This is a genomic window from Megasphaera sp. UBA4233 (assembly GCF_002395615.1).
GTDB classification, from domain to species: Bacteria; Bacillota; Negativicutes; order Veillonellales; family Megasphaeraceae; genus Megasphaera; species Megasphaera hexanoica.
Genome location: NZ_DGXL01000022.1, coordinates 96,660 through 109,336 on the forward strand (window position 1 = coordinate 96,660; position 12,677 = coordinate 109,336).

General features: G+C 48.1%; 11 protein-coding genes. 1 reads left to right on the forward strand and 10 read right to left on the reverse strand.

Annotated elements, in window-relative coordinates; translation table 11 throughout:
* The first annotated feature begins 175 nt into the window (after positions 1-175).
* Positions 176-751, forward strand: a complete 576-nt coding sequence (locus tag B2U90_RS07790; protein WP_292017525.1) for a nitroreductase family protein — start codon at positions 176-178, stop codon at positions 749-751.
* A 131-nt stretch (positions 752-882) separates the two neighbouring features.
* Here the strand turns inward: B2U90_RS07790 and aspS are convergent, their stop codons facing one another.
* The 10 genes from aspS to B2U90_RS07840 form a co-directional block, all read right to left on the reverse strand.
* Positions 883-2,676 (reverse strand): aspartate--tRNA ligase, encoded by a 1,794-nt coding sequence (aspS, locus tag B2U90_RS07795; protein WP_075582087.1) that lies wholly within the window; start codon positions 2,674-2,676, stop codon positions 883-885.
* A 7-nt stretch (positions 2,677-2,683) separates the two neighbouring features.
* Entirely contained in the window at positions 2,684-3,949 is a 1,266-nt protein-coding gene (gene hisS, locus B2U90_RS07800; protein ID WP_059076884.1) for a histidine--tRNA ligase, read from the reverse strand.
* Positions 3,949-5,409, reverse strand: a complete 1,461-nt coding sequence (gene hemZ, locus B2U90_RS07805; RefSeq protein WP_292017526.1) for a coproporphyrinogen dehydrogenase HemZ — start codon at positions 5,407-5,409, stop codon at positions 3,949-3,951. The genes hisS and hemZ overlap by 1 nt, the downstream gene beginning before the upstream one ends.
* Entirely contained in the window at positions 5,406-5,927 is a 522-nt protein-coding gene (locus B2U90_RS07810) for a Fur family transcriptional regulator (RefSeq protein ID WP_059076883.1), read from the reverse strand. The genes hemZ and B2U90_RS07810 overlap by 4 nt, the downstream gene beginning before the upstream one ends.
* A complete protein-coding gene (locus B2U90_RS07815) occupies positions 5,914-6,993 on the reverse strand; it encodes an AI-2E family transporter (protein WP_292017527.1) in 1,080 nt (359 codons plus the stop codon). Before B2U90_RS07815 ends, B2U90_RS07810 begins: the two co-directional genes overlap by 14 nt.
* A gap of 2 nt (positions 6,994-6,995) precedes the next feature.
* Entirely contained in the window at positions 6,996-7,631 is a 636-nt protein-coding gene (locus tag B2U90_RS07820; RefSeq protein ID WP_059076881.1) for an MBL fold metallo-hydrolase, read from the reverse strand.
* A gap of 12 nt (positions 7,632-7,643) precedes the next feature.
* The gene (gene dtd / locus B2U90_RS07825) at positions 7,644-8,093 is read right to left on the reverse strand and encodes a D-aminoacyl-tRNA deacylase (RefSeq protein WP_075582084.1); all 450 of its coding nucleotides are present in this window, start codon (positions 8,091-8,093) and stop codon (positions 7,644-7,646) included.
* A complete protein-coding gene (locus B2U90_RS07830) occupies positions 8,090-10,288 on the reverse strand; it encodes a RelA/SpoT family protein (protein WP_059076879.1) in 2,199 nt (732 codons plus the stop codon). Before B2U90_RS07830 ends, dtd begins: the two co-directional genes overlap by 4 nt.
* Entirely contained in the window at positions 10,289-12,277 is a 1,989-nt protein-coding gene (gene recJ / locus B2U90_RS07835; RefSeq protein ID WP_113855021.1) for a single-stranded-DNA-specific exonuclease RecJ, read from the reverse strand.
* A gap of 207 nt (positions 12,278-12,484) precedes the next feature.
* A partial coding sequence (locus tag B2U90_RS07840) for a hypothetical protein (protein ID WP_292017528.1) occupies positions 12,485-12,677 on the reverse strand: 193 nt, incomplete at its 5' end.

Consider the following 12,677-nt stretch of genomic DNA (forward strand, 5'->3'; position numbering starts at 1 on the left):
ACAGCACTAATGCCAAAGTCAATAAAAACTTCTGTCCCCATCGTCATTTTCTTTTGTTATCCCGAGTTATATACTAAAAAATTTAACAAACAATAGGATGGATTGCCAATTGACGCCAGTCTGATTTTCTATTACCATTAAAATGAAATATCTTAATGCATAAGGGGGTCATCTTATGGAAACATCATCTGCTATTGTAGGGCGCCGCAGTATACGGAAATATACCCATCAGCCGGTATCAGACGCCGACCTGCAGGATATACTGGAAGCCGCCGTCCTCGCTCCTTCAGCCAGCAATTTACAGCCATGGTATTTTGTCGTCATCAGAAGTCCTGAAAAAATGGACGCATTAAAAAAATTAATGGCGGAAGCCACTAAAAATCTCATGCCATACTGGCACCGCCGATTTGCCAAATATCCCCGTGTCGTGACAGAGACGGCTGATTTTGTCCGTTTTCTTGGCGACGCTCCTGTCTGTATCCTGGCCTTTCTCCTGCGGACGGAGTATGAAATGCCCATACCGGCCATTCAGAGTGTTGCCGCTGCCATCGAAAATATGCTGCTCACCGCAACAAACAAAGGTCTGGGCAGCTGCTGGCTTACGGCTCCTCTTGCCGGAGGTGTCGGGCAGGAAGTACACGATATGTTTGCTCCTGATAAAGGCGAGCTCGTAGCGATGATCACCCTTGGACATGCCGCCCAGACACCGGCAATGCCCCGCCGTAAAGAAGGGCGTTATATCATCGTCTGACATGATGGACGCCGGTACGTACGCATCGTATCACACTAAAATAACCATTTCTTATCTGTCTGAATGATCGAAAAAAAGCAAAACGGCCGTCATGCGAAACAGTTTTTATTTCGCATAACAGCCGTTTTTCTTTATTTGCTTACCAGATCTTCTTCTACCTGGATATGCAGTTCATGAAGCTGTTTTTTTGTAACCGGTGACGGAGCTTCGCTCATCGGATCAATCGCGTTCTGTGTCTTCGGGAAAGCGATGACATCACGGATAGATTTCCGTTTGAGCATAAGCATGATCATGCGGTCAAGGCCGAATGCCAGTCCGCCATGGGGTGGAGCTCCGTATTCAAAGGCACGGACGAGGAAGCCGAATTTCTGTTCCACTTCTTCCGGTGTCAGGCCGATAGCCTTGAATACACGCTGCTGGATATCGGGCTGATAAATACGTAGAGAACCGCCCCCCAGTTCAATCCCATTGAGTACCAGATCATATGCTTTGGCATATACGTGGGCCGGATCCGTTTCCAGCTTATCCAGATCTTCATCACGCATAGCCGTGAACGGATGATGCATAGCAACATAGCGGTGTTCTTCTTCGCTGTATTCGAACATGGGGAAATCGACGACCCAGGTAAAGGCAAATTCATTTTCGTCGATAAGGTTCATGCGGCGGGCCATTTCTTTACGTAATTCACCCAGAGCCGCCGCAACGATTTTGGGCTTATCGGCAATCATGAGAATTAAATCGCCTGTTTCTGCACCGCAGGCTTTACCAATTTCGCGAAGCTTATCTTCACCAAAGAATTTTTTAATCTGCGATTTCAGTGTTCCATCTTCCAGGAAGCCAATCCATGCCAGGCCTTTGGCTCCATAATGGCTTACATATTCAACGAGGCCATCCAGTTCACGACGTGGGATATCTGCATCACCTTTAACATTGATGGCTTTGACCTGTCCGCCATTGTCAATGACTGTGCGGAATACTTTAAAGTCCGTGTCCTTTACCAGTTCCGTTACATCGGTGAACTTCATGTCAAAGCGGAGATCCGGTTTATCCGAACCATAATTTTCCATGGCATAATCCCAGGTCATACGGTGGATCGGCAGTTTGACTTCATGGCCCAGTGTTTCCTTAAAAATATAATGAACCATGTTTTCTACCAGCGTAAGGATTTCTTCCTGGCTCATAAAGCTCATTTCCATATCCAGCTGGGTGAATTCAGGCTGGCGGTCTGCACGCAGGTCTTCATCGCGGAAGCAGCGGGCAATCTGATAATACCGGTCCATACCGGAGATCATCAAAAGCTGTTTGAAAATCTGCGGGGACTGGGGCAGGGCATAGAACTTTCCTTCATTGACCCGGCTCGGTACCAGATAGTCACGAGCACCTTCAGGCGTGCTCTTGCACAATTCCGGTGTTTCAATGTCAATGAAGCCGTGTTCATTGAGGAATGTACGCATAGCATGCTTTACCTTATGCCGCATGATAAGGTTATTTTGCATTTCCGGACGACGCAGGTCGAGATAGCGGTATTTCAAACGGATTTTTTCATCGACATCGATATTATCTTCAATATAGAACGGTGGTGTCTTTGACGAATTGAGGATACGCAGTTCTTCACAGCGGATTTCCACGGTCCCGGTCTTCATTTTAGGATTGACCGTATCGGCATCGCGCATGCGAACGATACCACGGACTGCCAGGACATATTCCGTACGGACCTGTTCTGCTTTTTCAAACGAGGTCTTTTCGTAATCCGGTGATGCCACGACCTGGACAATCCCCGTGCGATCGCGTAAATCAATAAAAATCAATCCGCCATGATCACGGCGCCGTTCAACCCAGCCGCACAAAATGACTTCTTTTCCCGTATCGGCTTCAGAAACTTCAGCACAATACTGGGAACGTCGTAAACCTTCCATTGTATCCATTACTAACTCATCCCTTCTTATGTGTTTCCATATATGCAACAATCCCATCTAAGGGAACGCTGATCTGTTCTTTCGTGGCCATATTCCGGATCTGTGCCGTATGGCTGGCCAGTTCGTCTTCGCCAATGATGACGGTATATTCCGCATCCATCTTATTGGCAGATTTCATCTGACCTTTCATGCTGCGGCCCATCAGGTCTATTTCCGCATAGATGCCATTTTCCCGCAACGCCTGCTGGATGCAAAATGCCTTTGCCCTGGCTTCATCCCCCAGAGCAACAATGAAGACCGGCTGCTTTTTTTCTACTGGCGGAAGCAGTCCTTGTTCTTTTAATGTCAGAAGGAGCCGTTCCATGCCAATAGCAAAGCCGATTCCCGGAGTAGATGGCCCGCCTACTTCTTCAATGAGGCCGTCATATCGTCCGCCACCGCAGACTGTACTCTGGGCACCTAATGGAGCATACATGATTTCAAAAGCCGTATTCGTGTAATAGTCAAGTCCCCGGACCAGGCGCGGATCCAGTTCAAAGGGGATACCGATGCTGGTCAGATAGGCCTGGACTTTTTGGAAATGGTCCCTGCAGTCATCGCACAAATTATCCGTAATGAGGGGAACGCCCATCTGCATCATTTTTTCGCCATCTTCTTTGCAGTCAAGGACACGAAGCGGGTTTTTTTCCAGTCGTTCGTTGCAGTCTTCACAGAGCTGATTCCGTTTATCTGCAAAGAAATCGAGCAGTTTCTGACGGTATACAGGCCGGCATTTGGGACAGCCGACAGAATTCAGGTGCAGGACCAGATCGGTAAGGCCCAGTTCACGGAACAACTGGAAAGCCATAGCAATGATTTCTGCATCGACAGCCGGATCTTTGGATCCGATTTCTTCTACCCCGAACTGGGTGAACTGACGGTACCGCCCGGCCTGTGGGCGGTCATGCCGGAACATGGGTCCCATATAATAGAATTTGTGGACTTTCTGTTCGCCATACAGTTTATGTTCCAGGAAAGCTCGTACAACAGAGGCCGTATTTTCCGGACGCAGTGTCATGCTGCGGCCGCCGCGGTCATTAAACGTATACATTTCTTTTGTCACGACATCCGTCGTCTCACCGATGCCGCGCAAAAACAACTCCGTACTTTCAAACATAGGTGTGCGGATTTCGCCGAAGCCATAGAGCGAACAAATCTGGCGGATTTTCGCTTCCAGTATCTGCCAGTCTGCCGTCTGTTCCGGCAGGAAATCCTGCGTACCTCTTGGTGCAGTAATTGCCATTACCTATCGTCTCCTCCATATATCATAGCACATAAATGCCGGCGCTGCCTCATTCTTTCAGACAGTGCCTGCACATACGCCTCTGGATCTTTGGGCATATATATCTTTTTCAGACTGTGCCCGTCATGGGACAGGAATTTCGTCGTACTTCCCGGCCCGGCAGACAGGATAGTCTGTCTTTCTTCCATCATCTGTATATTGTACTGACTGATTGTACCGCTCTGTGCATAGCCCACATTGGCAAAACTGCCTGCCATGTATTTCTGGCGGTACATATAGTACGGTATATATCCATGCTGCTGTAGTATTTCCTCACAGTAATGAATCATCCGGGACACTTCTGCAGCCGGTGGAATATGCTGACGCAGGGGATGATGAAATAAAGGTGCCCTCTTTTTTAATGCCAACGTATGAATTGTAACATTTTCCGGGTGCAGTTTGCAAACAATTTCCATATTTTCCTGCATATCTGCCAATGTCTGCTCTGGAAGCCCTGCTATGAAATCCATATTGATGACAGAAAAGCCCATACTGCGGCAACGGGAAAACATGGCAAATACATCCTCAACCCGGTGCCGCCGTCCCAGAAGATCCAGGAGATGCTGCTGCATCGTCTGTGGATTGACACTGATACGGTTGACACCATACCGGCGCAACAGTGCCAGTACGTCTTTGCCCGTCGTATCAGGCCGTCCCGCTTCAACGGTCCATTCCTCAATATTCCCGAAATTCCCGGCTACAGCCCGGAGGACCGCCTCCTGTCCGTCAAGAGGCAGACAGGTCGGTGTCCCCCCGCCAATATATACAGAACGGATATGTATATCATATTGCCGGCATAAGGCAGCAATATCATGGATATCCTGTACTACTGCCCGGATAAACCGTTCCATAACCGGCTGCGCTTCCGCCCCGGCCAGGCGGGATGGAAAGGAACAATACAGACAATGGCTGGGGCAGTACGGTATGCCTATGTAAAGGGCAGCGTCGTGAACCGGCCGTTCTATATACGGGCGCTGCAGCCGGGTCATAGTTACGAGATACTGCGCCGTATCCGGCTGTACATGATACTGCGATACCAATATGTCTGTAATCCGTTTTTCATCGTCTTCCTGATCCCGCAGATGATGTACCAGCTTAGTAGGCCGGACGCCGGTCAATGTTCCCCAGCGGCTGTGGGCTGTACCATAACAACGCTGATGCCAGTGCAGGATCAGGTTCTTTATGACCCGCCCTGGCTCATCCTTTTCCAGGAAAGCTGCTTGTGAATGCCAGCGCATTCCCTCACGGTAAAACCATCCTTCCAGGACATACCGGCCTTCTACTTCCTTCAATACGATTTCACTACCAACCGGCAATGGTTCATGCCCCCCGGCATAGCCGAGATAGGCCATAATCTGACCGACAATGGCATGAAATTCTGCTGGCCCGTCATAGTGATATGCCTGTAAATCCGGAATCATTGTACCGTCGTTTCTGCCGCTTCTTCAGCTTCTTTTGCAGCTTCAGCGGCACGCTTTTTCTGGCAGTCTTCGCAATACCCATATACTTTGAGCTGATGGTCTACCGTCTGGAAATGAAATTGTTTCTGCAATATTGTTTCCAGTGTTTCCAGCAGATCATCTTTGCATTCCCACACTTTGCCGCAGCCCAGGCAGATTAAATGATGATGATAATGACCTTCTTCATCATGGTCGTTTAATTCATAACGGCTGCAGCCATCATCAAAATCAAGTTTTTTCAAAAGGTCCATTTCTGTAAACAGGTCCAGCGTGCGATAGACTGTAGCCAGTCCGATTTCCGGAGCCTGTTTTTTTACGATTTCAAAAACGTCATCGGCACTGAGGTGGCGGGAATCACTTTCCACAAAAGCCCGCAGCACGACTTGCCTCTGTGACGTCATTTTGTATTTCTTGTTCTTAATCTGTTCTTTCATCCGTTTCATCATGAGGTCCATCAATTGTTCTTTAGTTCTTTCCATAGGTATTCATCGCCTTTGTCTTATAAGTATTGTAAAACCATAAATGTCTGCACAAAATCTGAAGCACTGCCGTAACAGGGACAGTCAGCACCATGCCGGCAATACCGAACAGCGTACCGCCTATGAGCAGTGCAATAATAATCACCACGGGATGCAGACTGATGACAGCTCCCATGACCTGGGGCATGATAATATGACTGTCGATCTGCTGGATCACGATATAAAAAATCAACACCTTGACCGCCAGAGACAGGCTGACCGTTGCCCCTAGAAGGATAGCCGGAATGGCACCTACGATAGGTCCTACGATGGGAATCCATTCTGTTACGGCCGCTAAAAGACCGATAACCATGGGATAAGGGACTCCCATGATCCACATACCGCAAAAAGTAAGCGTCGCTATAATACAGCTCATCGCCAGCTGGCCACGGATGTACGAACTCAGCACGTGCTGTATTTCATTAAAAAGCACGTCGAGCTGCAGGCGGTATTCTACCGGATACAGGCAGATAAATGAACGTACCATCCGGCCACCGTCTTTCATGAAGTAAAAAGTAATGATTGGCACTACAAAAAATTGCACGACCGTACCCGCAATGGCAAAGAGAGATTTGACAAAATTGCTGATTCCATCCACGCCGTAATTGCCTACTTTGGCAAAAGCATCATTGATGACGCTTTTCACCTGATCGGGAATATAAAACTGAGTCTGTTCATTTTCAATCTGCGTGATGATGGTCACGCTCTTATCCCATAAAGTGTTGAAGTTGACAGCCAGCAGATTTACCTGTTCTACCAGAGGCCGGAGAATGATGTTGGTCAGCACGGACAACACAAAAATCAGGATAGCAAAGGATATGAGGATAGATATATCGATGGGTATATTGCGCCGCGTCAGCCGCATCAGCCCTTTCTGGACCATATCGCGGACAGGAATCAGGATAAATGTAATAATCAGGGACACAATCACCGGCCAGTACACGTTGTGCACAGAAAAGAACAGGATAGCAGCCAGTATGGCCAGTACGACCCGCAGCCAGAATTGTGACTCTTTATACATAGACATGATTACCAGCCCCCATCGAGGTAGGGATTATTCTGACGTTCCCGGCCTATCTGGGTAGCCGGTCCGTGACCAGGCAGCACGACTGTATCATCAGGAAGTGTCATGAGCTTTGTCTTCAGACTCGTAAGCAATTCTGCCATAGATCCGCCATACAAATCGGTCCGTCCCACAGAATACAAAAATAAGGTATCCCCGGAAAAGACGACTCCTTCGCCATACAGGCTCAGTCCACCCGGCGTATGCCCCGGTGTTTCCAGTACATGGAAAGTCAGGCCGCCCAGATGAATCTCATCCCCGTCATGAACGATGCAGTCCGGCGATGTACATTCAATAGGCCGTCCCATAAACATAGACAAATTATTTTTTGAATTGGAAATGAGATTGGCGTCCCCGGCACCAACATACACCGGAACATTTTCACGCTGGCGTAATTCCTGCAATGCTCCGATATGATCGGCATGACCATGGGTCAGAAAAATCAGCTTCAGCGTAAGATCATACTTTTCCAACGTCTTATGGATCCGTTGATAATCCCAAGCCGGGTCCACGACCATGGCATCCCTGGTCGTATCATCGTATACGATATAGCAGTTAGTTTCTATAGGTCCTAACACAAGGGATATATATTTCATTGCCATACGCATAGCCTCCTAAAATGTCTTTTTACTATCTACTAAAATCGTGACCGGTCCATCGTTTGCCAGTGTAACGACCATTTCCGTGCGGAACACACCTGTTTCCGTATGAATTCCCATCTGCCGCACCAGGGCGACAAATGTTTCATAGAGAACATTTGCCTGCTCCGGGGCTGCCGCTTCCGTAAATCCCGGACGGCGGCCATGACGGACATCACCGTATAATGTGAACTGGGACACGACGAGCATTTCACCGCTTATATCCAGCAGCGAGCGATTCATCTTTCCCCCTTCATCTTCAAAAATCCGGAGATGACAAATCTTATCCGCCATGTATCGGGCATCTTCTTCTGTGTCGTCACGGCTCACTCCCAAAAGGACCATGAGTCCCGGACCGGTACGGCCGCTTTCTGTTCCTTCCGATGTGACATAGGCATAGTTTGTACGTTGTACGACAGCTCTCACTGACTGCTTCCTCCCGTAAACCGCTGTACGGAATATACATCCTTCAAACGGCGTATTTTTGTTGAAATAAATTCCAGCTGGGCCAGGTCTTTGATACTCAGCCCCATATGCAGTGTAACAGTTTTTGTATCGGTCACGCGGGCATTCATACTCGTAATAGAAACCTTCATTTCCGCCAGGGCCGCCATAATTTCAGCTATGACACCCGTACGGTCATAGGCAGTGACTTCTACATTGACATCAAATTTTTCCTGTCCGTCATAATCCCATTCTACATCGATAAGGCGGTCCAGATCATTCTGGTTATGCGTGACATTCGGACAGTCTGCCCGGTGTACGGATACACCGCGTCCCCGCGTAATAAATCCGATGATCGGGTCCCCCGGTACAGGACTGCAGCATTTAGCCAGGCGCACCATAAGCCCCGATTCGCCCTTGACCAGGATGCCCGATCCGCCACTCTTGGACGGTTTATGCGTTTTCAGCTTATCGAGGACAGCCAGATGATCTTTTTCTTCTTTCTGCACATCTTTCTTATGCAGTTCCAAGAGTTTGATAAGGACCGTATTGACGGCAAATCCCCCATACCCGACAGCTGCCAGCAGGTCATCTTCTGACCCGGCATTCATCTGTTTTGCGACGCGGGCCAGCCGGCTGGTCTTATTCAGCTCTTTCCAGTCATGGCCCAGGCGTTTGCATTCCCGTTCCAACGCATCGGAACCTTTCAGGATATTTTCCTCCCTGTTTTCCTTTTTAAACCAGCTGCGTATTTTCGAACGGCTTTCCGAACTGCCTACAATTTTCAGCCAGTCCAGACTGGGCTTACCCGTTTTGGAAGTGATGATTTCAACGATATCACCATTTTTGAGCTCATAATCAAGTGGCACGATTTTGCCGTTAATCTTAGCTCCCACGCAATGATGGCCTACTTCCGTATGAATCCGGTAAGCAAAATCAATGGGAATGGATCCCTGTGGCAGATCAATGACATCCCCCCGCGGAGAGAAGACAAAGACTTCATCAGAAAACGCATCGAGTTTCAGGGCATTGACAAACTCTTTGGGATTACTTGTATCCTGCCATTCCAAGAGATTGCGCAGCCAGCCCATTTTTTCATCGAATTCATTTTTCCCGGCGTTGGCATTGCCTTCCTTGTACCGCCAGTGCGCAGCAACACCGTATTCGGCTACGCGGTGCATTTCCCACGTGCGTATCTGTATTTCTACAGGCTGTCCGCGGGTCCCGATAACCGTCGTATGCAATGACTGATAGTTGTTGGGTTTTGGCATGGCAATATAATCTTTGAAACGGTAAGGCAGGGGTTTCCACAGACTATGTACAATACCAAGGACACCGTAACAGTCCTGAACAGTATCGACTATGACCCGGATAGCGTATAGATCATAGACCTGGCTGAGATCCCGGTTGTCCTTTTTCATCTTCTTATAAATACTGTAGAAATGCTTTGGCCGGCCATTGATTTCAAATTTTATATGAGATTCTTCCAGTGCCTTGCGCAGCACCTCAATGGCCTCGTTGACGATTTCTTCCCGTACGTGGCGTTTTTGCTTCATCTGATCCACGAGGTCATAGTATTTATCCGGTTCGAGATAACGGAAAGACAAATCTTCCAGTTCCCACTTAATGTTGAAAATCCCCAGCCGGTGAGCCAGAGGGGCAAATATTTCTAATGTTTCCTGGGCAATACGCTTCTGTTTGTCGCTTCTCATATAGCGCAACGTTCTCATATTGTGAAGCCGGTCTGCCAGTTTTATGACCACGACGCGGACGTCCTTGGCCATAGCCAGAAACATTTTTCGCATGCTGTTTAGCTGTTGGTCTTCTTTTGTCCGATAATCCAGCCGGCTCAGTTTCGTTACGCCATCAACCAGAAAGGCTACTTCCCGCCCGAACTGGGATTTGATATCATCCAGCGTCAACGCCGTATCTTCCACTACATCGTGAAGGAGTGAAGCCGTGATGGTCGTCGTATCGATTTTCATTTCTGCCAGTATCTGCGCCACTGCCAGCGGGTGAATGATATACGGTTCTCCACTGACCCGGTGCTGGTCTTTATGAGCCTCATCCGCTATAGCATAAGCTTTTTTTACATCTTCACAGGTATTATTTGGCTGATAACTGTGAATCGTATCCAATAGCCGTTGAAATTCTTTTTCCGGTTTTGCAAATTCCATTTATCTTCCCCCTTCCGACCGAAAATATTTCCCATAAGTAGCAGATGCTTCCAGATGCATCTTTCCCGTAAGAGCCGGGAAATAATATATGGGCCCGTCCGGCAATTCTCTAACATCGAGAACGCCGATTTCCCGTAATACTGACATAGCCGCACAGGCCGTATGTGCCTCGTACCTGGAATGAACCGCATCGATAAGCCGTTGCTGCACCTGCCATACAGGAAGTCCCCCTTCAGGGATACAGTGCTTAAGAGCCATATATATATCTACCATGACATTCCGGTCAAGCTGGATTGTCTGCGGCTGGCGATGAATATCCTGCAGCACCATTTGTGGAGACACTATTCCATTATACTCGTTAGGTTCCAGTGTAAACGCCAGATCGACTGTATCACCCTCCAGTACATTCGCACAACAGGAAGCCATGGACCATCCTACAGCTCCCAGCCTTTGTCTCTCCGTTTCAATAGAAAGGCGCAAATGATGTTTATTCCTGCCTATGGGCCGGCACTCAGAAATAACCGCATCGCGTAATGCAAACACGGGCCGGCTGTTTCCCATGCCATATGGTTCCAAAGCACTCAGTTCCTGAATGAGTTGCAGACTGATATCATCTGCCTGCAGCTCTTTATCAATAACTACTTCCGGTATGTATGATTCTTCTGTCATGTGATCCGCTGCATAGGCCAACAAACGCTGGCGAAATGATTCTATCTTATCCGGCACAATGGAAAAGCCCGCTGCCATCGTATGCCCGCCATACTGAATCAGCAGGTCATCGGCAGACTTAAGCGCCTCATACATGTTAAAACCAGGAATGCTGCGGCAGGATCCCTTGCCAATGCCATCGTGAATACTGATGACCAGAGCCGGCCGGTAAAATTTCTCTACCAGCCTCGAAGCAGCGATGCCAATGACTCCGGAATGCCAATCATTGCCATAAGCGACCAGCACTCCATCCTGGCTTTGTCCCTTTTCTTCTATCTGGTTCACGGCCTGTTCAGCAATAGTATGTTCAATATCTTGTCGTTCCTTGTTCAATTCGGACAACTCATCGGCCAGGGAAGTGGCTTTTCCCGCATCACTTTCCAGCAATACTTCTACGCCTCTTGTCGCGTGGCTGATGCGTCCTGCCGCATTGAGACGCGGAGCTGCCGTAAAGGCGATGCGCCCTGCCGTGATAGTATCCGGCGTCAGACCGGAGCTGGTCAAAAGGGCCTGTACTCCCGTATTCAGACCTTTTTTCATCCGTTTCAGCCCTTCTTTGACCAGTATACGGTTTTCGCCACGTAAAGGCACTAAATCAGCAATCGTCCCAAGCGCACAGAGCTCGACATAACCAGGAAGTGTTTTCCCGTTTCGTTTCTGCCAGAGTGCCTGACATAGTTTAAAAGCAACGCCGGCACCAGCCAGGTCCTTGAAAGGATACGGACATCCTTCCTGCTTAGGATTGATGACAGCATAGGCATCGGGAATGAGTTGTGGCGGCATATGGTGATCAGTCACAATAATATCCATAGACTGGTTAAATTGTTCAATCAAATCGTGCGATGAGATACCGCAGTCCACCGTAATCAGGACATGTGTCCCATCGTCCTGCAATACCTGCAGGGCATCGGCATTCAGACCATATCCCTCACTCTGTCGCTCGGGGATATAAAAAGAAGGGCAGCCTCCCAGGTCACGCAGGACAGAATATACTAAGGCTGTCGAAGTAATGCCATCGACATCATAGTCACCATAAATGACAATCTTTTCCTGTTCTTCAATGGCCCGGCAGATACGTTCCACCGCTTTTTTCATGCCTTTCATCAGAAATGGATCATCCAAATCATCCATATCATCATAAAGATACCGCCGTATCTCTTCGTTCGTCCTTATGCCGCGATTATATAAAATCTGCGCCAAAACGGAAGAAATCCCGGCCCTGTCAGCCAGGTCCAAAATGCTGGCATCATCGGTCTCTTGTATATGCCATCGCTTTTCCATACTATCACAACGCATTCTCAAAAAATAATCACTTTCAAAACCATACACCTATTCTATCACAATCCATTCTCAAAATAAAGGTTGTATTTAATAAAATTATGTAAATATTCTCATCTGGCCATATTTTGAAAATGATAATAATAAAACAAGCCCCGCCGTAGCGGGGCTTGTTCATAGTTAATATGTTATGCACATATAAGCTGTGTCTTAGGCTTCGAAACCTTTCTGGAAGCGGACATAGGACTGACGGCGTGCTTTTGCATCAGATTCTGTCTTAGCATAGAGAGCTTCGGCCTGTTCCGGGAAGCCTTTCTTAAGGGAAGCATAACGAACTTCACCCTGTAAGAATTCCTGGAATTTGCTGTAATCCGGTTCTTTGGAGTCGAGGCTGAACGGATTC